The organism is Telluria sp. ZT3P25 (assembly GCF_059685895.1).
The window spans coordinates 170094-193305 of record NZ_JCASIJ010000002.1 but is presented as its reverse complement, the minus strand read 5'-3'; the positions used below and the strand labels follow the sequence as shown (position 1 = coordinate 193305).

Sequence of the window (23212 nt, the reverse complement as noted above, 5' to 3'; positions counted from 1 at the left end):
GTGAATCCTTAACCGAAGAAGAGATAGGCCACGAAGATCGCGGCGATGATGCCGACCAGATCGGCCAGCAGGCCATAGCTGACCGCATAGCGCGTCTTGCGAATGCCGACCGAACCGAAATACAGCGCGATGATGTAGAACGTGGTGTCCGACGCGCCCTGCATGATGCTGGCCAGGCGGCCGACGAACGAGTCGACGCCATAGGTCTTGATCGCATCGATCATCATGGCGCGCGCGCCGCTGCCCGACAGTGATTTCATGAGCGCAGTCGGCAGCGCGCCGACGAAATCGGTCTGCAGGCCCAGCGCGGCAAACACCCACGCGAAGCCGCTCGTGACCATGCCCAGGATGCCCGAGTTGCGCACCACGCTGATCGCCACGATCATGCCGACAAGGTAGGGGATGATCTTGATGGACGTTTCGACGCCGCCCTTGGCGCCTTCGATGAAGGCCTCGAACACATTGACCTTCTTGCGCAGCGCCCCGGTCATGAAGGCGGCGATGACGCCAAACAGCACCAGGTTGGCCGCGACCGACGACACCAGCTGGATCTGTGTCTTGTCGAGGAAGTAGGTGAAGGACAGGACCATCGACGCAATCAGCGCCGCGGTGCCGCCGATCCAGGCGAAGATCACCGGATCGAACAGGTTGATGCGCTGGCGCAGGCCCACCATGATGATGCTGAAGATGGTGGCGGTGTAGGTCGCGATCAGCGTCGGGATGAAGATGTCGGCCGGGTTGGCCGCGCCCAGTACCGCGCGCTGGGCCATCACGGCCAGCGGGATGATCGTCAGGCCCGAGGTCTGGATCACCAAAAACATCAGCTGCGCATCGGTGGCTTCGTCCTTGTTCGGATTGAGCGACTGCAGGCTTTCCATGGCCTTCAGGCCGAACGGCGTAGCGGCGTTATCGAGCCCCAGCATATTGGCCGAGAAGTTCATCACCATGTGGCCATTGGCCGGGTGGTTGCGCGGCACGCCGGGGAAGATGCGCGAAAAGAACGGGCCGATCACGCGCGCGAACAGGTTGATGGCGCCGGCCTTTTCGCCGACATTCATGATCCCGAGCCAGAACGTCATCACGCCGGCCAGCGGCAGGGCGATGTCCATCACGGCCATCTTGGCTGAATCGAAGGTGCCGTCGATGATGCGCTTGAAGATTTCGGTGTCGCCTAAGAAAAGCCACTGCGCCATTGCTGCGAGGAAGCCGACGAGGAAGAAGCCTGTCCAGATGTAATTGAGTGCCATCGATAACCGCTAGTTTCTGATAGATGCTGATAGGTGCGTTGCCGCCGGGTTCGGACGATTGTGCAGCGGACAGGGGCCAAGGGCAAGCCGCGTGGATGAAAGAATGCAGCCGCGCCATGCGCAAAAGTTATGAGCGTTGCTTGCCAGGGCGCAGCGCGCCTATGATACGGCACGCCCTATGGGATGCTCCAAAGGATCTGCCCTCATGAAATTTCGCTCCGCTGCTGCTGCGCTGTTGTCGCTGTCCCTGTTTGTGTCATGCCCGGTCGTGCAGGCACAGGAGCAGGACAAGGTCCTGCACATGTTCCTCTCCACCAGCGAGACGGGGCTCGACCCGGCAGTGGCCTCCGACAACGCCACGCTGTCGCTGCTGGAAAACCTGTTCGATCCGCTGCTGCGCTACGACTACCTGGCGCGCCCGGCCGCCCTGCGCCCCAACACGGCCACGGCCATGCCGGCCGTCAGCAGCGACGGCCTGACCTACACCTTCCGCATCCGCCCCGGCATCCATTTCACGCCCGACCCTGCGTTCAAGGGCCGCAAGCGCGAAGTCACGGCGGCCGACTATGTCTACAGCCTCAAGCGTTTATATGACCCGGCACTCAAGTCGCCCTGGGCGTATATGTTCGAAGGCAAGATCGCGGGCGACGCCGCGCTGCGCGAGCGCTTCGGCCCGGATGTACCGGTGGCCGGCCTGCAGGCGCCGGACCGCTACACGCTGCGCATTCAGCTGGCTGCGCCCGATAACAATTTCCTGTTTTATCTGGCGACGGCGGCCAGCAGCGTGGTGGCGCGCGAAGTGATCGAAGCGTATCCGGGCCAGGCGGGCAACCACCCGATCGGCACCGGGCCGTTCATGCTGGGGCAGTGGAAGCGCAGCGACCGTATCGTGCTGCTGGCCAATCCGGATTCCACCGCCGTGTTCGCAGCCACGCCGGGCGATGACCCGGAGGACCGGGCGATTGCCGCCGCATTGGAAGGCAAGCGCCTGCCGCGCGTGGACCGGGTCGAGGTGCGCATCGCCGAGGAATTCCAGGGCCGCATGCTGGGCTTTTTGAATGCCGACTACGATTACCTGGAGCAGATCCCCGAATCGATGACCGAAATGGTCGTGCACGACGGCGCCCTGAAACCCGAGCTGGCCGCGCGCGGGATCGTGCTGTCGCGCTTTCCGGTGCTGCAGACCTACTATATGTGGATGAACATGACCGACCCGGTCGTGGGCGGCTACAGCAAGGACCGCATTGCATTGCGGCGTGCGATCTCAATGGCGTACAACAGCGCCGAAGACATTGCGTTACTGAAGAAAGGGTTTGCGATCAAGGCCGAGTCGCCGTTGCCGCCGAACGTGCGCGGCTACGATCCGCGCTATCGCAGTCCGGTGCCATACGACCCGACGCTGGCCAATGCCTTGCTCGATCGACATGGCTATGACCAGCGCGACCCGGACGGTTTTCGGCGCGCGCCCGGTGGCAAGCCGCTGACCTTGCAGATGCACAGCGAAGCGACCGTGGGTGGGCGCCTGCGCGACGAACTATGGCGAAAATGCCTGAATGCCATCGGTGTGCGCGTCGTGTTCAAGTCGGACAAGAAGACGGAGATCATCAAGGCCTCGCGCCTCGGAACAGTGCAGATGTTCGAGAGTAACTGGATCGCCGATTTCCCCGACGGCGACAACTTTTATCAGCTGTTGTACGGGCCCAATGCAGGCCGGGCCAACTACGCGCGCTTCAACCTGCCTCAATACAATGTGCGCTATGAAAAAGCACGCTTGCTGCAGGATGGTGCAGAGCGAAACAGACTCTATTTCGAGATGAACCAGCTGCTCCATGCGTATAACCCATGGGTGCCGTTGACCCATGTTCTATCGGGCGATCTGAGGCATCCGTGGTTGAAAAACTACAAACGCCATCCCGTCGAATTCACGAACTGGCGCTACCTCGATATCGATGTTGCGCAAAGGGCACGCTCGGTCAGGGGCAAGCGATAGATTCCGTTAGTTTTTCCGCAAGAAAATATTCCCGCTGGTTATACTCCCCTCCGGATAATTCATTGGCTTGTCACAAAATTGTGAGCGTACTCTGAATTGAAAACATAACGTAATGCCAAGAGTCAACTTGGCATGCGACACGCAGGTCGGCGCAGTGCAGTCCAATACAGTGCGCCGGCCGACGACCGCCCCGGAACGCAAGGAGAAACATCGTGAAATTGAAGAAACTGGCCCAGCTGATTGCCGTGATGGGGGCGGTTGCCCCTGCTGCCATGCCGCTCGTGGCGCAAGCGCAAACCGACACGTCGATGCAGCGGGTGGAAATCACCGGCTCGAGCATCAAGCGTATCGCCAAGGAGGGCGCGCTGCCGGTTGAAATCATTTCGCGCAAGCAGATCGAAGACCAGGGCATCGTCACGGCCGAGCAGCTCATCGCCACGCTGAACATCAATGGCAATGGCTCGGACAACCTGGCCTCGAACGCCGACGTCACGTCGGGCGCCCAGCGCGGCAACAACGGCGCCTCGAGCGCCAACCTGCGCGGTCAGGGTTCCGATTCGACGCTGGTGCTTCTCAACGGCCGGCGCGTCGCGACGCACGGCATGAAGGGCTCGGCGGTCGACCTGAATTCGATCCCGATGGCGGCGGTCGAGCGCGTCGAAGTGCTCAAGGATGGCGCGTCGGCCGTGTACGGCACCGACGCCATCGGCGGCGTGATCAACTTCATCCTGCGCAAGAACTACAAGGGCCTGGAAGCGCAAGCCTTCACCGACGTGGCCGAGGCGAGCGGCGGCGAAATCGGCCGCGCCAGCCTCACCGGCGGCTGGGGCGATCTGGACACCCAGGGCTGGAACGTGCTGGCGACCCTCTCGCACAGCGAGAACAAGGCGCTGCGCGGCAACCAGCGTGATTTCGTCAACACCTTCCAGCCGAACCGCGGCGTGTCGGTCGATACGCGCGGTACGCCGAGCGGCAATATCTTCGCCACGACGCTGGCGCCGACGCTGCTCTCGCGCACCGGCACCGGCCCGACCCTGCCGGGCAGCAGCGTCGCCTACAACGGCATCAGCCTCCTTGACCTGCCGGGCGGCGCCGGGTGCGACAGCATCGACGGCATGGGCGCGTACGACGAAAAGCTGTGGGACACGCCGGGCGCCGCCTATGGCTGCGCCTGGGATACGGGCCGCGCTGCCGTACTGCAGCAGCCGGTCAAGAACACCAATGCGCTGGGCCGCGCTACCTTCCGCATCGGCGAGCACGAACTGTTCGCCGAAGGCGTCGCCTCGCGTGTCGAAGTCTCCAAACGCTTCTCGCCGAACCAGATTTCGCCAACGGCATCGACCTTCAACGCGAGGTCGTTCTACCCAAGCACGGGCGCTGCCTACAACGACGTCTACAACGCACTCGTCAAGACCTTCCCCGGCATCTCGGCCAACTACGGCTTGCCGATTGCCTACCGCTGGCGCTGCATGGAGTGCGGCAACCGCGAGATCACCACCGAGACCAAGGCCAGCCGCCTGCTGGTGGGCGCCGATGGACCGCTGACTCTGTTCGGCAACCGCTACGATTACCGTGTCGGCCTGTCGCGCGCCTACAGCGAATCGGAGTCGCTGCTGGGCACCGGCTACAACTACACGGCGGCGCTGGGTGACGTGCTCGGCTCGGGCATCGTCAATCCGTTCCTGCTGCCGGGCCAGACCCAGAGCCAGGCCGCGATCGACGCGATCCGCGCCACCTCGGCTGCAGGCGTCGTTATGTACGGCGGTAAAACGACGCTGAGCCAGTTCGACGCTGCGCTGTCGGGTGAAATCTTCAAGCTGCCGGCCGGCGCCGTGATGATGGCCCTGGGCACCGACCTGCGCCGCGAAGAATACAAGTTCAATGGCGACCTGCGCGCCGTCAGTGCGCGCCCGGCGATCCTCAATGCGCCGTTCGATGACGTCAATGCGCTGCCGAAGGTGAGCCGCGACATCAAGGCCGTGTATGCCGAGATGCTGGTGCCGGTCACGCAGGCGCTGGAGCTGACCTTCGCCATCCGCCGCGACGATTACACGGGCTTTGGCGCGACGACCAATCCGAAGGTCTCGTTCCGCTACCAGCCGATCCCGCAACTGATGTTCCGCGGTTCGTACAACGAGGGCTTCCGCGCGCCGTCGTTCAACCAGCTGTTCAACGGCGTGACCGAGAGCCAGTACGTCGGCAAGGACCTGGCCGATCCGGCTACCTGCCCGAGTGGCCGTGTCGACACCGCAGTCGCCGGTTGCCAGGCCGTCAATCCGGTCGTTCTCACCGGCGGCAAGAACACGCTGGGTCCGGAAACGGCCAAGCAGGCCAGCCTGGGCGTCGTGTTCGAGCCGGCCGGCGGCTTCTCGGCCAATGCCGACCTGTGGGAAATCCGCAAGGAAAACACGATCGACTCGTTCAACGCGGTGACCATGATCGCGAACTACAACCTGTTCCAGGACCAGTTCATTCGTGATCCCGCCGGCAACCTGACCGAGATCGACCAGCGCTGGCTCAATGCCGGTGAGCGCATCACGCGCGGCCTCGAAGTGGGCGCGCGCATGACCGGCAAGTTCAGCACCGGTTCGATCTGGGGCATCGGCATCGATGGTTCGCGCCTGCTCGAGAAGAAGTCGCGTGCCACGAAGAACGCCGAATTCGGCGAGAGCGAAATCGGCCGCTTCCTGTACACCGGTGACCTGGGCCTGAAGTGGAAGCACAGCGCCTACGTGACCTACAAGTACGGCAACTGGAGCGGCATGCTGCAGAATATCTTCCGCTCGGGTTACACCGACCAGGTGCTGCCAGGCGTGGCCAGCGGCCGCATCAAGCCGTCCGAGTACAACAGCAAGGTGGACGACTACTCGATCTTCCACCTGACCGCGAACTACACAGGCTTCAAGAACCTGACGCTCACCGCCGGCATCAAGAACATCCTGGATGAAGATCCACCGTTCGCGATCACCTACGACAGCAACACGGGCGCCGGCAGCAGCTGGGAGCCGCGTGTAGCCGACCCGCGTGGCCGTTCGTTCACGATGATGGCGACCTACAAGTTCTTCTGATCGAAAAGCGGGGGTCAGGTCTGACATTCGGACACGAGCTCGACAATCGCAGAGAAAAGCGGGGGTCAGGTCTGACATTCGGACACGAACTCGACAATCGGGTAGTCGGCACTGGCTGGAACCGGGCCCTGCTAATACTGGACAAGACACCATTGGAAGTAGCTAAGGCTGAGGTCGTGTCTGAATGTCAGACCTGACCCCGGCTGTGCCCGGGCCTTTTTCATTCAGGATTGCCTACCGCGCATGAAGATCAACCGCCGTAGCTTTGGCGCCATCGCCGCTGCCATGTCCACTATCGCGTCCGGCGCTGCCGCTGCGCGCGTGCCTTCGCGTTCCATGCCCAAGCTGATCAAACCTCCACGCCTGCGCCGGGGCGATGTCGTCGGCCTGATTGCGCCGGGCGGCTATACCAACGATGCCGCCATCGAGAAGGCCGTGCGCAATATCGAGGCGCTGGGTTTCAAAGTCAAACCCGGCGCCTATCTGCGCGAGGTGTTCGGTAATTACGCAGGCTCAGTCCAGCAGCGCCTGGCCGACCTGCATGCGATGTTCGCCGATCCCGAGGTCAAGGCGATCTGGCCCATTCGCGGTGGCTCGGGATGCATCTCGCTGCTCTCTGGCCTGGATGTCGCGCTGATCCGCCGTAATCCGAAAGTGCTGATCGGGTATTCCGATATCACGGCGCTGCACCTGGCGATCTTTAAACAGACTGGCCTCGTGACGTTCCATGGGCCGGTGGCCTCATCGACGCTGACCGATTATGCGACGCAGCACATGATGGCGGTGCTCACCGAGCCGCAGGCGACTTACACGATTCCGATGTCGCTCGAGAACGCCGAACGCGCCGCGCAAGAGCCGCACTTTGGCATCCATACCTTCACGCACGGCGTGGCCACGGGGCCGCTCATGGGCGGCAACCTGTCGATGGTCGCGGCGCTGGCCGGCACGCCGTATGCGGCTGATATCGGCAACAGCATCCTGTTCCTGGAAGACGTCAACGAGGCGCCGTACCGCATCGACCGCTGGATGACGCAGCTCGACCTGGCCGGGGGCTTTGCCAATGCGGCCGGGTTGGTGGTGGGGATTTGCCAGAACTGCGGGCCGGAACACGAGGACGTGTCATTGACGCTCGAACGCACGCTGGCATTGCACCTGCATCCGCTGGTGATTCCGGCAGTGAGCGGTTATTCGATCGGGCATATCCGCAACCAGTTCACGTTGCCCATGGGCGTGCGCGCAACGCTCGACACACACGCGCAGACGATCACGCTGCTCGAAGCGGCCGTGTCGTAGGGCGGTCAGCGAAGGCGCCGGCTCATCGTCACCGAGCCGTGCGACTCGCCATCGATCCGGTACAGGTCATGCACCTCGCCGGTGACGACGAACCCGGCGCGCTCGTACAGCCGGCGCGCCACCAGATTGCCCGACAGGACATCCAGGTCGATCCATTCGAGTGGCGGCGTGACGCTGGCCCACGCCAGCGCGTGCTCGACCAGCTGGCGGCCCAGGCCCGCGCGGCGGTGATCGCGGTGCACGCCCATGCCCAGCAGCGCGCGGTGCCCGGCCGCGATTTCGGGCCGTGCGCGCAGGTCGACGTGCCCGGCGATCGCGCCACGGGCATCGAGCGCAAGCCACATGCGACGCCAGCGTGGCTGGCCGAACGGCACGGTAAAACTGGCGGCGAACGACGCTGCTTTGTCGGGCGGAAGGCGCGACTGCCCGCGCGAGATGGGCTGGAACAGCGGCACGGCGCCACGGCCGTTTTCCTGCAGGTGCTCGTCCAGATACATGAACAGCTGCGGCAGCTGTTCCGGCACCAGTGCCTGCAGCGTCAAGGGCCCGTTCACAATGCGCGGGCGATCAGGATCTTCTGGATGTCGCTGGTGCCTTCGTAGATCTGGCACACGCGCACATCGCGGTAGATGCGCTCGACGGGGAAGTCGGCCACGTAGCCGTAGCCGCCGAAGACCTGCATCGCATCGGACACCACGCGCTCGGCCATTTCGGATGCGAACAGCTTGGCCATTGCCGCTTCTTTCAGGCACGGCAGGCCGGCATCCTTCATCGACGCCGCATGCAGGATCAGCTGGCGCGCAGCCTCGATCTTCATCGCCATCTCGGCCAGGCGGAACTGCACCGCCTGGTGCTCGAAGATCGCCTTGCCGAAGCTCTCGCGGTCCTTCGCATACGCCAGCGCCGCCTCGTACGCGGCGCGCGCCATGCCGACCGCCTGCGAGGCGATGCCGATGCGCCCGCCCTCCAGGCCCGACAGCGCGATCTTGTAGCCCATGCCTTCTTCGCCGATCAGGTTCTCTAGCGGGATGCGGCAATTGTCGAACACGATCTGCGCGGTGTCCGACGAGTGCTGGCCCATTTTGTGTTCGACGCCGGCCACGATGTAGCCGGGCGTGCTGGTCGGCACCCAGAATGCGCTGATGCCTTTCTTGCCGGCCGCCTTGTCGGTGACGGCCATGACGATCGCCACATCGCCGTACTTGCCGCTGGTGATGAACTGCTTGGTGCCGTTGATGACGTAGTGTTCGCTGTCGCGCACGGCGGTCGTGCGCAGCGCCGCGGCGTCGCTGCCGGTGTGCGGCTCGGTCAGCGCGAACGCGCCTAGCAGCTCACCCTGCGCCAGGGGGCGCAGCCACTGCTGTTTCTGCGCTTCGCTCGCATACATCATCGCAATGCTGCACACCGGGCAGTTGTTGACCGAGATGATGGTCGAGACGCCGCCATCACCGGCCGCGATTTCTTCCAGTACCAGCGCGAGCGCCACATAATCCAGGCCGGCGCCGCCATACTGCTCCGGCACCGCCACGCCGAAGGCGCCCAGCGCCGCCAGTTCGCCCAATTCTTCGCGCGGGAAGTGGTGCTCACGGTCCCAGCGCGCGGCGTTGGGGGCCAGACGCTCCTGGGCAAAGCTGCGCAGGGCGTCACGGATCATCTGGTGTTCGTCGGACAGGATCATGGGGTCTCTTATCGTGTGTTACCAGGCGATCGGCTCGCCGTCGTGGTTCAGGAAACTGCCATTGGCGCCCGCGTCCACCCTGGCCAGCGTGGCGCGCAGATCGCGCACGCTGTCCTGCACGGTGAGCGCTGCGCCGCTGCCGCCCATGTCGGTCTGGACCCAGCCCGGATGGAAGGCGATGCAGGTCACGCCTTGCGCGCCGTAGGTGATCGAGGCGTCCTTGAGCACCGAATTCAGTGCCGCCTTGCTGGCGCGGTACAGCGTGCCGTCGGTGCCCGAGCGCTCGCCGATGGAGCCCATGCGCGACGAGAGCACCGCCAGCTTGCCTTTTGAGTCGGCCAGCAGCGGCGCGACGATCGGGATCAGGCGCATCGCCGAGAGCACATTGGTGTGCATGACGGCGTCGAATTCGGGGCCGGTCGGGAAACTCCCGTGACTCGGGCCATACACGCCGGCCACCAGCCAGGCGCTGTCGATCTTTTCGTCGTCCAGGCGCCAGGCCAGCGCGGCGATCGATTCGGCATCGAGCACGTCGAGCTGGTGCGCTTCGGCGCCCAGCGCGACGAGGCCATCGCAGTCTTCCTGCTTGCGTGCGGTGGCGATGACGCGCCAGCCATCCTGGCGATATTGGGCGGCCATTTCATGGCCAATGCCGCGCGAGGCGCCGACGATCAATACTGTGGGCATGCTGTGCTCCTTGTGAAGGGTTGGTAGAACAAGACCTTCAATAGTCGCATGCTTTGTTCATCGTTGCAGCGCATCGCGGGCGGGCTTACACCAGCTCGATCGCCATCGCCGTGGCTTCGCCGCCGCCGATGCACAGCGCTGCCACACCGCGCTTGCCGCCGGTGCGCTTGAGCGCGCCGAGCAGCGTGACGACGATGCGCGCACCGGAGGCGCCAATCGGGTGGCCCAGCGCGCAGGCGCCGCCGTGCACATTGACCTTCTCATGCGGGATGGCCAGGTCGCGCATCGCCGCCATCGGCACGGCAGCAAAGGCTTCGTTGATCTCGTACAGGTCGACGTCGCCCGCCGTCCAGCCGGTTTTCTTGAACAGCTTCTGCATCGCGCCGATCGGGGCGGTGGTAAACAGGTTCGGTTCCTGCGCATGCGTGGCGTGACCGAGCACGCGCGCGATTGGCGTCAGGCCGAGTTCCTTGGCGGTCGATTCGCGCATCATCACGAGAGCGGCGGCGCCATCGTTGATCGACGACGACGAAGCGGCGGTGACGGTGCCATCCTTCTTGAACGCGGGCTTCAATGACGGGATCTTGTCGATCTTGGCCTTGAGCGGGCCTTCGTCCTTGTCGATGACGGTGTCGCCGGCGCGGCTGGTGACGGTGACGGGCGCGATTTCCCAGTCAAAACCGCCGTCGGTAGCGGCAGCCTGTGCGCGCTTGACCGAGGCAATCGCGAAGTTGTCCTGCTCTTCGCGCGTGAAGCCGTAGCTGGCCACGCACTCTTCGGCGAAGGTGCCCATCGAGCGGCCTTCACCCGTTTTTTCGTTGCGCGAGTACGCGTCTTCGAGGCCGTCGAGCATCATGTGGTCGAACATCGGCGCGTGGCCGATGCGGTAGCCGCCGCGCGCTTTCGGGATCAGGTAGGGCGCGCCGGTCATCGATTCCATGCCGCCCGCAACGACGACGTCGGCGCTGCCGGCCACCAGCTGGTCGTGCGCGAAGATGGCTGCCTGCATCGCCGAGCCACACATCTTGGAGAGCGTCACGGCGCCCGTGGACATCGGCAGGCCGGCCTTGAGCAGCGCCTGGCGCGCCGGGGCCTGGCCCTGGCCCGCCATCAGGCAGTTGCCGAAATAGACGTGTTCGACGGCGGCAGGATCGACGCCGGCGCGCTGCACGGCGGCCTGGATCGCGACGGCGCCCAGGTCACTGGCGGTCTTGCTGGAAAAATCGCCCTGGAAGGCGCCCATCGGGGTGCGCGCGGCGCCGACGATAACGACTGGATCGTTCATGGTATGGGTCTCCGGATCTGAGGGAATTACATGGTCTCGCCGAACAGCTCGCGGCCGATCAGCATGCGGCGGATCTCGCTGGTGCCGGCGCCGATTTCGTACAGCTTGGCGTCGCGCCACAGGCGTCCGACCGGGTATTCATTGATGTAGCCATTGCCGCCCAGCGTCTGGATCGCTTCGCCGGCCATCCACGTGGCTTTTTCGGCGCTGTACAGGATGGCGCCGGCGGCGTCCTTGCGCAGGGCGCGGATCTGCTCCGGGCCCGTGGCGCGGTCGCAGGCCTGGCCGACTGCATATACATAGGCGCGGCACGCCATCATGGTCGAGTACATGTCGGCGATCTTGCCCTGCATGAGCTGGAATTCGCCGATGGCCTGGCCGAACTGCTTGCGGTCGTGGATGTAGGGCACCACCACGTCCATGCAGGCCGACATGATCCCCAGCGGGCCGCCCGACAGCACGGTGCGCTCGAAGTCCAGTCCCGACATCAGGACATTGACGCCCTTGCCGACGCCGCCCAGCACGTTCTCGACGGGCACTTCGCAATCCTGGAACACCAGTTCGCCCGTGTGCGAGCCGCGCATGCCCAGCTTGTCGAGCTTCTGCGCGATCGAGAACCCTTTAAAACCTTTTTCGATCAGGAAGGCGGTCATGCCGCGTGCGCCCGCTTCGGGGTCGGTCTTGGCATAAACGACCAGCGTGTCGGCGTCGGGGCCGTTGGTGATCCACATCTTGGTGCCATTGAGCACGTAGCGGTCACCCTTGAGCTCGGCGCGCAGGCGCATGCTGACCACGTCTGAGCCGGCGTTCGGCTCGGACATCGCCAGAGCGCCAATATGCTCACCCGAAATCAGCTTGGGCAGGTAGCGCTGCTTCTGTGCTTCGGTGCCGTTGCGCTTGATCTGGTTCACGCACAGGTTCGAGTGGGCGCCGTACGACAGGCCGACCGAGGCGGAGGCGCGCGAGATTTCTTCCATCGCCACGATGTGGGCCAGATAGCCCATGTTCGCGCCGCCGTATTCCTCGCTCACCGTGATGCCCAGGAGGCCGAGCTCGCCCATCTTCTTCCACAAGTCCATCGGGAACTGGTCGCTGCGGTCGATCTCGGCCGCGCGCGGCGCAATTTCGCTGGCGGCAAATTGCTGGACGGCTTCGCGCAGCGCGGCGATATCGTCGCCATGGTCAAAAGTCAGGCCTGGAAGGTGCAGCATGTCGTCCTCGCGGTGAGCAGTGGTGAATTGAGAAGGGGTGGCGACAATCATACTCGCGCATTACGTTAACGTAAACGTCAATCAGCAGGCAAAAAAAGGGCGCGGACAAGTTGTCAGCGCCCCTTTCGCCTGCAGACTCAGGCGGCGTTGCGGCCTGCGTCGGCGTCGTTGTCGCCGTGATTGCCGCTCAGCAGGCGGCGGCATTCGTCTTCGTGGGCAACGATTTCTTCCAGCGCCATCTCGATGTCGGCGCGCTGCTGTTCGAGCGTCACACGCTGCTGGCCCAGCACGGCAAGGAAGCGGTCGATTTGCGCCTGCGTGTCTTTCGGCGACTCGTACATGTCGACGATGCTCTTGATCTCGGACAGCGTCAAACCCAGGCGCTTGCCGCGCAGGGTCAGTTTCAGGCGGGTCCGGTCGCGTGGCGTGTAGACACGGTTGCGGCCGCCCACGCCTTCGCGTTTTGGACTGAGCAGGCCCTGGTCTTCATAGAAACGGATGGCCCGTGCAGTGATATCGAATTCGCGCGCCAGTTCGGCGATGGTATAGGTAGTCGGCATGAGGTTCTGTAGCGTTTGGGAAACAACCAAAAATCGCGTAAAATCGAAACAAGCAGTAACTTCCGTTTACGTAAATTGACGTTGCGTCGTATTGTAGCGCGCCCGCTGTTCCGCCAGAAAAGGAAAGATTTGCATGAATGCGCTTGAATCCCAACTGTCGTACGCGTTTGGCGAGACCATCCCGGTACCGGGCGAGGCACTCGAGATCGTTCCGGGTCTGCGCTGGGCCCGCATGCCGCTGCCATTCGCGCTGGACCACGTCAACCTGTGGCTGCTGCAGGACAACGTCGAGCAGGATGGCACGCTGCGCGCTGGCTGGAGCCTGATCGATACCGGCGCCGGCACCGATGCCACCCGCGCCGCCTGGGAACAGCTGTTGGCCGAGGGGCTGGACGGGCAAGCGCTGGTACGCCTCATTGCCACCCACTGCCACCCCGATCACGTCGGGCTGGCTGGCTGGCTGTGCGAACGTTTCAGCGCGCCGTTCTGGACCACAACGGGCGAATTCGGTTTCATGCGCATGATGGCCGCCGCATTGCCGGGCGTCGACGGCCCGTCGGCCATCCCGCATTTCAGGCGCCACGGCTTGCGTGACGCGGCGATGCTGGACCAGATGGGCAGCCGCCGCAACTACTATCCGTCGCTGGTGCCGACGGTGCCGCTGGCCTATACGCGACTGCAGGATGATCAAAATGTCACAATTGGGGGGCAATTGTGGCGCGTGATCACCGGGTTCGGCCACTCGCCGGAACACGCCTCGCTGTACTGCGCGAAGTTGAATATCCTGGTGTCGGGCGACATGGTATTACCACGTATCTCGACGAACGTTTCGGTGTTCGCCGTGGAACCCGATGGTAACCCGCTGCAACTGTATCTGGACTCGCTCGGCAAGTTTGCCGACCTGCCCGAGGATGTGTTGGTGCTGCCTTCCCACGGCAAGCCGTTTCGCGGGCTGCACACACGTATCCGGCAATTACGCGAACACCATGTAGAGCGGTTGGCCGAAGTGATTGCAGCCTGCGCAGTGCCGCAATCGGCGGCCGACATCGTGCCCATCATGTTCCGGCGCCCGCTCGATGCACACCAGCTCAGTTTCGCCCTTGGCGAAGCGCTCGCGCACCTGCACAAGCTTTGGTACGACGGTCGATTGAGCAGGGTCGCGGGCGCCGACGGGGTGTTACTTTTCACGCAAATCTAACACCCGATATGTCACCATTGGATACATATTGAACAGCACGTGCATTCCCGTGGACTGTTCTAAGTAATGGTACGTAGTTGTTTCATTTCAGTTAATCCGATTTTGGATACCAACCGTTCTTGTGAGAATTGCTGTTGGGAATTCGACAAATCGCGTGTAAAACTATTAAAAAACCACATCTTTGTGACTTTTTAGTTGTATAGTCTACAGATGAGGTTTCTCGTCTGAAAAACCGTCCTCTGTCTAACAACAAGTATCACAATGAATTCAACAAACGAACGGGAGAGCTTCAGCGAACGCCTCCAGCATGCTCTGAAGAACGCACACTACTCCCCGGACAGCCCTACGCGTCTGGCGCGAGAATTCAATATCCGCTTTGAAGGTCGCCCGATCACGGTCCATGCCGCCCGCAAGTGGCTGGTCGGCGAAGCGATTCCAACCCAGGAAAAACTGCGCATGATCGCCCAGTGGCTGGGTGTACCGGCCGACTGGCTGCGTTTCGGTGGCGCCGAGCAGGCTGCCGGCGACGCCGGTGCCGGTGGCGCACGCTTCGAATCGGCCGACGTCAAGCTGATCGCCGACCTCCAGCGCCTCGATGAACACCACCGCCAGCTGGCGCGTGAGTTCATCCGCATGCTGGTGCGTGTGAATCACACGAAGCCGGAAGCGAAGTAAACGGCTATCGCATTAGCGTTATTGCTGGTTTGCACTTTTGTCGTGCAGAACAGTACAAAAGGGCTGGTCTGGTCCATAATCTGATCAGGTGGTAGCGGTTTCCGCCACCGTTTCAGGTTCACCCAGGAGCAGCTGACGCATGCGAAACAACTACGCCAATACCGCCCAGCTCAAGGATTTGATGACGGTGCCGCCGATGACGGCAGCACGTCATGCTGAACTGATGCGAGAACGCAACGCCCGGCGGCGAATGCTCGAAGAAGCGCGTGACTTGAAAAAGTCCGAAGACAACCGTTACGACGACAAACGCTGATGCAACCCATGCCGGCGCAAGCCGGCATGCTGGTTACGCCGGCCTGTCGTTCTGTTCACCCTTCATGCCGCCCCAGCGTGCGGCCTGGTCATTTTCTATCCCCAGCAAGTCCATGACACGGTCTACCGTGTGCTCGACCATGTCCGCGATCGTCGCAGGCCGGTGATAAAAACTGGGCAATGGCGGGAAGATGATGCCGCCCATCTCGGTCACTGACGTCATATTGCGCAAGTGGGCCAGGTTGAACGGGGTTTCGCGCACCATCAGCACCAGGCGCCGGCGTTCCTTCAGGATCACGTCGGCGGCGCGCGTGACGAGGTTGTCCGAGAAACCGTGGGCCACGGCGGCCAGTGTCTTCATCGAGCAGGGCGCGACGACCATGGCGTCGACTTGGTAAGAGCCACTGGCAATTGATGCGCCGATATCGCGGTTGCGGTGTACCACGTGGGCCAGCGCTTCGACGTCGCGCCGCTGCAGGTCGAGTTCCTGGTGCAGCGTCAGCGTGGCAGCATCGGAAATGATCAGATGACTTTCGATGCCGGCCGTCGCGTGCAGCCGCTTGAGCAGCTGCACGCCATAGGTTGCGCCGGTCGCGCCGGTGAGGGCAACGACAATACGGCGCGGGCGGTCAGCCATGCAATCAGCCGTTTTTCAGCAGGGTCTGCAGTTCGCCGGATTCGTACATCTCGTTCATGATGTCGGTGCCGCCGATGAACTCGCCGTTCACGTACAACTGCGGCACGGTTGGCCAGTTCGAGTAATCCTTGATGCCCTGACGCACTTCAGCATCGTCCAGCACGTTCACGGTGGCGACATTGTCGACGCCGCACGCTTTCAGCAGCTGGATGGCACGGCCGGAAAAGCCGCACTGTGGGAACTGCGCAGTGCCTTTCATGAACAGCACGACCGGGGTCGAGGTCACGGTGTCTTTGATCCAGGTTTGAACGTCGCTCATTTGATGTGTGCCTTTTGGAGAGGAATAGGTAGATGGCGTCATTCTATAAGAATTCGACGTTGACGGCATCGCCTGCCGTTACGACGCTGCAGTATCATGCGTCGATTCAAGATGACGGGAAACACGATGAAGAACACGTTCGCTACCTTGCCCATCGCGGCCCTGTGGGTTTTTGCCGCGCTGCTGGGCTTGCCGGCACTGTATGACGGCGCCAATGCCTTGAGAAGCGGCCGCGCGGTCGACGTCTTCGTCCAGATCGGCCCGTTGATGATGGCGCTGTTTCTGGCCTGGTGCGCGCTGCAGCGGCGCGCCGGCCGGCTGGCGCTGCTCACCTCGCCGCGCGTCACGCTGATCGGCTTCATCTGCTTTGGCGCGTTTGCCGGGTGCTTCCTGATCAAGCTCGTGCTGCGCAACACGACCCTGTTCGCCTGAGCGCCTTCGCGCGCCGTCAGTGCCGGCGCCCGGCATTGCGGTATGATCGCGCCGTTTGTCACCATCCACCGGAGCACCCGATGCAGCAACCCCGCCGCCGCGTACCATCGCCGAACGCGAACCTCGTGATCGCCGCCCTGCTGGGCATTCCCGGCATCCTCAATATCTACACGGGATTCACGCGCCCGAGTCCCGGCGACATCCTGTCGGGACTCGCCGCGCTGATCTACGCGCTGCTGCTGGTGCGCGACGCGCTGCACATCAAGAAGACGGGCGCACCAGCGATCCCGCAGCACAAGATGCTGCTGATCGGCTTTGGCTGCCTGGGTGTGTACCTGATCGGCATTCTGATCAAGCACAGCTGAGGTAACGGTTTCAAGGCAGGCGTCGGCCGAGACAGACCGATGCGCTACGGCCGACATACCGGCCGTAAGGCGCGACCGGGACGTAACCGTGGCGCTCGTAGAACGCCACCGCGCGCGCATTCACGCGCCGCGTCGACAGCCATAACTGGCGGTAGCCGCATGCCGCGGCATGCCGCTCGAGTTCCGCCAGCACGTGCGCGCCGGCCCCGCTGCCAGGCCGCGCATACATCCGTTTGAGTTCCCCGATATCGCCCGCAAGTACGCGCACGGCGCCGCAGCCGACTGCGCTGCCGTCTGCCTCGTAAGCCAGCACGAAGCACGCGCCCGCACCCCGGCAATCCTGCGGATCGAACGAGGCCGCGCCGCTCTCGCCCGTGATTGCGGCCAGCGCCGCATCGAGTTCTGCAACAACGCGCCGAGCGTCGGCGTGATCCGGATCGACGTGGACGACGCGCAGCATCGGCTGCCCGTTATTTGCGCAGCTTGGCAAACGCATCGGCCATCGCGCCGCCGGCCGGCGCCGCCGTGCGTTCCTGGCGCTGGTGCTGCTGCACGCGTTTGGCGTCGTTGCGGTCGGGACGCTGCGCCGGCTGCGCGCCCGGTTGCGGCGCGCTGTCCGTCAGGCGCATCGTCAGCGCGATGCGCTTGCGCTTCGGGTCCACTTCCAGCACCTTGACTTTCACCACCTGGCCGGCCTTGACGACCGTGTGCGGGTCTTTCACGAACGTGTTTGACAGCGCCGAGATGTGCACCAGACCGTCCTGGTGCACGCCGATGTCGACGAATGCGCCAAACGCGGCAACGTTGGTGACCACGCCTTCCAGGATCATGTCCGGGCGCAGGTCCGAAATCTGCTCCACGCCATCCTTGAAGGTGGCCGTCGTGAACTCGGGCCGTGGATCGCGGCCCGGTTTTTCCAGCTCTTTCAGGATATCGGTGATGGTCGGCACGCCGAACTTGTCGTCCGCGTACCTGGCCGGATTCAGGCTTTTAATGAGGGCGCCGTCGCCGATCACGGCTTTCATGTCGCGCTTGACGTCGAGCAGGATTTTTTCGACGAGCGGGTACGATTCCGGGTGCACCGCCGATGCGTCCAGCGGGTTGGCGCTGTTCATCACGCGCAAAAAGCCCGCTGCCTGCTCGAAGGTTTTCTCACCCAGGCGCGGCACTTTTTTCAGCGCCGCGCGCGAGGCAAATGCACCATGCGTGTCGCGATACGCGACGATGCCCTGCGCGACCGTGGACGACAGGCCGGACACGCGCGCCAGCAGCGGCGCCGACGCGGTGTTCACGTCCACGCCGACGGCATTCACGCAGTCCTCGACCACGGCGTCGAGCGAGCGCGCCAGCTGGCTTTGCGAGACGTCGTGCTGGTACTGGCCCACGCCGATCGACTTCGGATCGATCTTGACCAGTTCGGCCAGCGGATCCTGCAGGCGGCGCGCAATCGAGACCGCGCCGCGCAGCGACACGTCCATGTCGGGTAGTTCGCGCGAGGCGAATTCGGACGCCGAATAGACCGATGCGCCAGCTTCCGAGACGACGATTTTCGTGAGCTTCAGCTCGGGCTGCTGCTTGATCAGATCCTGCGCCAGCTTGTCGGTCTCGCGCGAGCCGGTGCCATTGCCGATCGAGACCAGCGACACATTGTGTTTCGCAGCCAGCAGGCCAAGCGTATGCAGCGCACCATCCCAGTCGTTGCGCGGCTGGTGCGGGTAGACCGTGGCGGTATCGACCACCTTGCCGGTGGCGTCGACCACCGCGACCTTCACGCCGGTGCGCAGGCCAGGGTCCAGGCCCATCGTCGCGCGCGGGCCGGCCGGCGCGGCCAGCAGCAGGGCTTTCAGGTTGCGCGCGAAGACGCCGATCGCATCGAGTTCGGCCTTGTCGCGCAAGGCGCCCATCAATTCGGTATCCAGGTGCATGAAGCTTTTCACGCGCCAGGTCCAGCGCGCCGTATCGAGCAGCCATTTGTCGGCCGGGCGGCCCTGCGCCTTGATGCCGAAGCGCGCCGCGATGCGGCCTTCGCACGGATTGAGCGGCGCATCCCACTTCGGTTTTTCGGGCTCGGAATCCAGGCGCAGCGCCACGTCCAGCATGCCTTCGCGGCGCCCGCGGAGCAGCGCCAGCGCGCGGTGCGACGGCACTGCGGCCAGTGGTTCGCTGTAGTCGAAATAGTCGGCGAATTTTTCGCCTTCGTCCTGCTTACCCGCGACGACCTTCGATTCGACGACGCCGTGTTCCTGCACGTACTCGCGCAGCGTCTGCAGCAGCGCGGCGTCTTCGGCAAAGCGCTCCATCAGGATCTGGCGCGCGCCATCGAGCGCTGCTTTGGTGTCAAGCACACCGGGGTTGGCGCCGCCGTCGGCGTTGGTGAACGCGTCGCGCAGATAGTCCTTCGCGATGGCCTCGGGATCCTGCTGCGGGTCGGCCAGCAGGGTCTCTGCCAGCGGCGCCAGGCCGGCCTCGATCGCGATCTGGGCCTTCGTGCGGCGCTTCTGCTTGTACGGCAGGTACAGGTCTTCGAGACGCGTCTTGTCTTCGGCCAGCGCGATCGATTCCAGCAGCGCCGGCGTCATCTTGTTCTGCTCCGTGATCGACGCGATGATCGATGCGCGCCGGTCTTCCAGCTCGCGCAGATAGCGCAGGCGTTCTTCGAGAAGGCGCAGCTGGATGTCATCCAGTCCGCCGGTGGCTTCCTTGCGGTAGCGCGCGATGAACGGCACGGTGGCGCCTTCGTCCAGCAGGGCGATGGCGGCAGCCACCTGGGCTGGCCTGGCGGCGAGTTCTTTGGCGAGGCGTTGTTCGATGGATGGCAGCATAGGCAGTGGTGAAGCGGGGATCGTGGACCAAGCGGCCAATGATACGCAAACAACGCCGATACGCCAGTCTTGACAGGGTCAGACGAACATGAGAGAACAGTCGGTTGGCAAAAGACACACGCGTTGCGCGCATGCACCATTTGTCCGCAAGGTGCGATTACGAACAAATCGGAAGTGTTCGTATGCGAGATAATAGTCGTTATTGCCGTTTTTAATACCCTGCCACGAGACCCAATGACAACAGTCGATTATCTTCGCGAGAAAGCCAGCGACGCCCCATCCGCCCGCACGCCTGCACGTTCTCCGGCCTTGCCGGCGCCGGTGGTGAGCTGGCTGCAGCGGGTCGAAGCAGCGGCGCATCCTCAACCGAAGCTGACCGACGAAGTGGTCGACCCCAAGGCCGCGCAGTACAAGTTCGTCTACGTGATGGCGCCTACCAGCGGCGGGCGCCACGTGGCGCTGTGCCTGTGCAAGGCGCGCCTGCGGCCCAACGGCGACGTGGCCGCGGCCAGTCCTGTCAGCGAAGTCTTCTCGTTGTTGTCGGCGCCGCCTGCGTATCTCGAAGGCGACGACATCGACCTGGTGCGCTTTTTCATCGCGATGCGCAGCGGGTCGGCGCAAGGCACCAGCGCTACTGAGCCGAAAGGCAAGGTCGGCGCGATCCTGCTGCAGATGCTGCTCGAGCAGGGCAAGCTGCTGTGGGCGAACTCGTGGGCCGACATGGCCGGTGGCCTGGTCTACCCGCTGCAGTGCGGCCCGACCCGCCTGGCCAGCCTGGCCTGGCGCGACGAAGGCCGCGTCGCAAAACTCGGCTGGTCGGTCGAACCCGTGGGCGGCGCGGCCGCGCACAGCGCTGCCGACCAGATCGACTACATGCTGCCGACCGATCCGCCGTGGTACATCGACAATCTGTCGTGCGGGCCGCTCGAGCTCAATCGCGGCGGCATCGACATTTCGCTGGCCGAACTGCAGGCGCTCGTGGCGCAGGCGCCCACGCTCACCGGCACCGACAAAAAACGCGTCTCGCAACTGCTGCTCGCGCACGGCCTGCAGCAACTGATGCCGCTGCCGCAGCCGCTCACGCAGCGCCTGCGCAATGATGTCAAACCGATTCCGCACCTGCTGCTCGATGCGGTGCAGCTGGCCGACGGCAGCGCCGCGCGCTGGCAAGACTTCGCCGTGCTGGCCTTCGATTACGATGGCCAGCGCGTCTCGTTCGACCCGTCGCAGCGCGTCGTGCGCCAGGTGGGCGACCTCACCGAAATCATCGAGCGCGATCCCAAGCTCGAAAGCGATGCGCTCGACAAGCTGGGCGAGATCGGTTTCCGCAAGCCGGCCACGGCGCCGCTGAACGTGATGGCTGGCGCGCTGCAGCTCGAGAGCCAGGCGCACTGGCTGCGCTTTGCCGAGCAGTCGGTCGATGCGCTGTCCGACGCCGGCTGGCACCTTCAAAAATCGACCAAGTACCGCTACGACGTGGTGCCGGTCGAAGACTGGTACGCCGAAATCGACGAACCGGCGGAAGCAGGCAATGCCTGGTTCGAACTGGAGCTGGGCATCGTGGTGGCCAAGAAGCGCGTGCCGCTGCTGCCGGTGCTGGTGCAGCTGATCCGCAGCGCGCCGCTCGAATTCGATCCGAGCGTGCTGGCTGCACATGGCGAGTCCGACCAGATGCTGGCCGTGCTGCCCGATGGCGAGCGCGTCGCGCTGCCATGGAGCCGTCTCAAGCCCATCCTCGCCACGCTGGGCGAACTGTATTTCAATGACAAGGTCAAGGCGCGCCTGCGCCTGTCGACGCTCGATGCAGCGCGGCTCGAAGAACTGGCGCGCGGCGTCGAGCTGCAATGGACCGGCGGCGAGCGCCTGCGCGAGACCGGCCGCAAACTGAGCCAGTTCGGCGCCGTGAAAAAGGTCGAGGCCCCGGCCGGCCTGCAGGCTACCTTGCGCGACTACCAGCTCGATGGCCTGGCGTGGATGCAGTTCCTGCGCGAGTATGACCTGGGCGGCATCCTGGCCGACGATATGGGCCTGGGCAAGACGGTGCAGACGCTGGCGCACATTCTGGTCGAAAAAGAAGCGGGCCGCTTGACCAGTCCCGCGCTGGTGATTGCGCCAACGAGCCTGATGGCCAACTGGTTCGACGAAGCCGCGCGCTTTGCCCCGAGCCTGAAAGTGCTGCTGTTGCAGGGCAAGGAGCGCATGGAGTCGTTCGACCAGATCGACGGCGCCGACATCGTGCTGACTACCTACGCGCTGCTGCCGCGCGACGAAGAAGAACTGCGCAAGCACCACTATCACCTGGTGATCCTGGACGAATCGCACTACATCAAGAACACCCGTTCCAAGGCAGCGCAGACGGCCGGCTCGCTCGACGCCAGCCACCGCCTGTGCCTGTCCGGCACGCCCCTTGAAAATCACCTGGGCGAGCTGTGGTCGCAATTCCACTTCCTGATCCCGGGCCTGCTCGGCGACGAGAAAACCTTCAACACCCAGTTCCGTCACCCGATCGAGCGCCAGGACGATCCGGTGCGCCGCACGCTGCTCAATCGCCGCATCCGGCCGTTCCTGCTGCGCCGCACGAAGGACAATGTGGCCAAAGAGCTGCCGCAAAAGACCGAGATGGTGCGCCGCATCGAGCTCTCCGGCCCGCAGCGCGACCTGTACGAAACGGTGCGCCTGGCGATGGACAAGAAAGTGCGCGACGAGATCGATCGCAAAGGCGTGGCGCGCAGCCAGATCGTGATCCTCGAGGCGCTGCTCAAGCTGCGCCAGGTGTGCTGCGATCCGCGCCTGGTCAAGTCGATGCCGTCTAAAAAGAACACGGCGGCGGTGTCGGCCAAGCTGACCGACCTGATGCAGATGGTCGAAGACCTGCTGGGCGAAGGCCGCAAGATCCTCGTCTTCTCGCAGTTCACCAGCATGCTGGCGCTGATCGAAGAAGAACTCACGCTGCGCAAGATCCCGTATGCGCTGCTCACCGGCGAGACGCGCGACCGCTCGGCGCAGGTGGCCGCGTTCCAGCAGGGCGCAGTGCCGATCTTCCTGATCAGCCTGAAAGCGGGCGGCGTCGGGTTGAACCTGACCGCGGCCGATACCGTGATCCACTACGATCCGTGGTGGAACCCGGCGGCCGAGAATCAGGCGACCGACCGCGCCTGGCGCATCGGGCAGGACAAGCCGGTGTTCGTCTACAAGCTGATTGCCAAGGGCACGCTGGAAGAAAAGATCCAGCTGCTGCAGCACAAGAAGTCGGAGCTGGCGCACTCGATCCTGTCCGAAGGCGAGTCGCAGAAGATGGCGCTGACGCAGGAAGACCTGCAGGCGATCTTTGCACCGCTGGCGGAGTAATCGAGTCGGGAATGCTAGTAAGCGCAGCGCAAGCTGGCGCTGGTATATATATAAAGAAATGGCGGGCTCGCGAGCCCGCCATTGT

The 23212-nt window shown here is 63.8% G+C and carries 20 protein-coding genes; 9 read left to right on the top strand and 11 right to left on the bottom strand.

Annotation, left to right across the window (positions count from 1 at the left end; all coding sequences use genetic code 11):
- Positions 1-8 precede the first annotated feature (8 nt).
- Positions 9-1247: a nucleoside recognition domain-containing protein gene (locus AC56LY_RS19355; protein WP_482896669.1), complete on the bottom strand. Its 1239-nt coding sequence runs from the start codon at positions 1245-1247 to the stop codon at positions 9-11.
- Between the two features lie 205 nt (positions 1248-1452).
- Between AC56LY_RS19355 and AC56LY_RS19350 the strand changes: the two genes are divergently transcribed.
- The 3 genes from AC56LY_RS19350 (at position 1453) to AC56LY_RS19340 (ending at position 7598) form a co-directional block, all read left to right on the top strand.
- Positions 1453-3237, top strand: a complete 1785-nt coding sequence (locus tag AC56LY_RS19350) for an ABC transporter substrate-binding protein (RefSeq protein WP_499582351.1) — start codon at positions 1453-1455, stop codon at positions 3235-3237.
- A 212-nt stretch (positions 3238-3449) separates the two neighbouring features.
- The gene (locus AC56LY_RS19345; protein ID WP_499582349.1) at positions 3450-6305 is read left to right on the top strand and encodes a TonB-dependent receptor domain-containing protein; all 2856 of its coding nucleotides are present in this window, start codon (positions 3450-3452) and stop codon (positions 6303-6305) included.
- A gap of 243 nt (positions 6306-6548) precedes the next feature.
- Complete coding sequence (locus AC56LY_RS19340) at positions 6549-7598, top strand: S66 peptidase family protein (RefSeq protein ID WP_499582348.1); 1050 nt, start codon at positions 6549-6551, stop codon at positions 7596-7598.
- A 5-nt stretch (positions 7599-7603) separates the two neighbouring features.
- On the opposite strand, the gene AC56LY_RS19335 is transcribed toward AC56LY_RS19340, so the two are convergent.
- The 6 genes from AC56LY_RS19335 to AC56LY_RS19310 all read right to left on the bottom strand — a co-directional run bounded on the left by AC56LY_RS19335 (position 7604) and on the right by AC56LY_RS19310 (position 13019).
- Positions 7604-8140 carry a GNAT family N-acetyltransferase gene (locus AC56LY_RS19335; protein WP_499582346.1) on the bottom strand — a complete coding sequence of 179 codons (537 nt, stop codon included), beginning with the start codon at positions 8138-8140 and terminating at the stop codon, positions 7604-7606.
- Between the two features lie 8 nt (positions 8141-8148).
- Entirely contained in the window at positions 8149-9276 is a 1128-nt protein-coding gene (locus AC56LY_RS19330; protein ID WP_499582344.1) for an acyl-CoA dehydrogenase family protein, read from the bottom strand.
- A gap of 18 nt (positions 9277-9294) precedes the next feature.
- Positions 9295-9963, bottom strand: a complete 669-nt coding sequence (locus AC56LY_RS19325) for an SDR family oxidoreductase (RefSeq protein ID WP_499582342.1) — start codon at positions 9961-9963, stop codon at positions 9295-9297.
- An 85-nt stretch (positions 9964-10048) separates the two neighbouring features.
- Complete coding sequence (locus AC56LY_RS19320) at positions 10049-11248, bottom strand: acetyl-CoA C-acyltransferase (protein WP_499582340.1); 1200 nt, start codon at positions 11246-11248, stop codon at positions 10049-10051.
- Between the two features lie 26 nt (positions 11249-11274).
- The gene (locus AC56LY_RS19315; RefSeq protein ID WP_499582338.1) at positions 11275-12459 is read right to left on the bottom strand and encodes an isovaleryl-CoA dehydrogenase; all 1185 of its coding nucleotides are present in this window, start codon (positions 12457-12459) and stop codon (positions 11275-11277) included.
- Between the two features lie 137 nt (positions 12460-12596).
- Complete coding sequence (locus AC56LY_RS19310) at positions 12597-13019, bottom strand: MerR family transcriptional regulator (protein WP_499582336.1); 423 nt, start codon at positions 13017-13019, stop codon at positions 12597-12599.
- Between the two features lie 133 nt (positions 13020-13152).
- Here AC56LY_RS19310 and AC56LY_RS19305 point away from each other — a divergent pair, with 133 nt between their 5' ends.
- The 3 genes from AC56LY_RS19305 (at position 13153) to AC56LY_RS19295 (ending at position 15205) form a co-directional block, all read left to right on the top strand.
- Entirely contained in the window at positions 13153-14217 is a 1065-nt protein-coding gene (locus tag AC56LY_RS19305) for an MBL fold metallo-hydrolase (RefSeq protein WP_499582334.1), read from the top strand.
- Between the two features lie 261 nt (positions 14218-14478).
- Complete coding sequence (locus tag AC56LY_RS19300) at positions 14479-14892, top strand: hypothetical protein (RefSeq protein ID WP_499582332.1); 414 nt, start codon at positions 14479-14481, stop codon at positions 14890-14892.
- A 139-nt stretch (positions 14893-15031) separates the two neighbouring features.
- Positions 15032-15205, top strand: a complete 174-nt coding sequence (locus AC56LY_RS19295; RefSeq protein WP_183555071.1) for a hypothetical protein — start codon at positions 15032-15034, stop codon at positions 15203-15205.
- Between the two features lie 33 nt (positions 15206-15238).
- Here the strand turns inward: AC56LY_RS19295 and AC56LY_RS19290 are convergent, their stop codons facing one another.
- Together AC56LY_RS19290 and grxD are read right to left on the bottom strand one after the other, a co-directional pair.
- A complete protein-coding gene (locus tag AC56LY_RS19290; protein ID WP_499582330.1) occupies positions 15239-15841 on the bottom strand; it encodes a UbiX family flavin prenyltransferase in 603 nt (200 codons plus the stop codon).
- A gap of 4 nt (positions 15842-15845) precedes the next feature.
- Positions 15846-16160, bottom strand: coding sequence for a Grx4 family monothiol glutaredoxin (grxD, locus tag AC56LY_RS19285; protein ID WP_183555074.1), 315 nt, complete (start codon positions 16158-16160; stop codon positions 15846-15848).
- A 96-nt stretch (positions 16161-16256) separates the two neighbouring features.
- On the opposite strand from grxD, the gene AC56LY_RS19280 reads away from it, so the two are divergent.
- Both AC56LY_RS19280 and AC56LY_RS19275 read left to right on the top strand, forming a co-directional pair.
- Positions 16257-16592 (top strand): hypothetical protein, encoded by a 336-nt coding sequence (locus AC56LY_RS19280; protein ID WP_499582328.1) that lies wholly within the window; start codon positions 16257-16259, stop codon positions 16590-16592.
- A gap of 80 nt (positions 16593-16672) precedes the next feature.
- Positions 16673-16957: a hypothetical protein gene (locus AC56LY_RS19275; RefSeq protein WP_183555076.1), complete on the top strand. Its 285-nt coding sequence runs from the start codon at positions 16673-16675 to the stop codon at positions 16955-16957.
- A gap of 10 nt (positions 16958-16967) precedes the next feature.
- Here the strand turns inward: AC56LY_RS19275 and AC56LY_RS19270 are convergent, their stop codons facing one another.
- Together AC56LY_RS19270 and AC56LY_RS19265 are read right to left on the bottom strand one after the other, a co-directional pair.
- Positions 16968-17453 carry a GNAT family N-acetyltransferase gene (locus AC56LY_RS19270; protein WP_499582326.1) on the bottom strand — a complete coding sequence of 162 codons (486 nt, stop codon included), beginning with the start codon at positions 17451-17453 and terminating at the stop codon, positions 16968-16970.
- Positions 17428-19779, bottom strand: a complete 2352-nt coding sequence (locus tag AC56LY_RS19265) for a Tex family protein (RefSeq protein WP_499582324.1) — start codon at positions 19777-19779, stop codon at positions 17428-17430. Before AC56LY_RS19265 ends, AC56LY_RS19270 begins: the two co-directional genes overlap by 26 nt.
- Positions 19780-20013: 234 nt before the next feature.
- On the opposite strand from AC56LY_RS19265, the gene AC56LY_RS19260 reads away from it, so the two are divergent.
- Positions 20014-23127 carry a DEAD/DEAH box helicase gene (locus tag AC56LY_RS19260; RefSeq protein ID WP_499582322.1) on the top strand — a complete coding sequence of 1038 codons (3114 nt, stop codon included), beginning with the start codon at positions 20014-20016 and terminating at the stop codon, positions 23125-23127.
- The last annotated feature ends 85 nt before the right edge of the window (positions 23128-23212 follow it).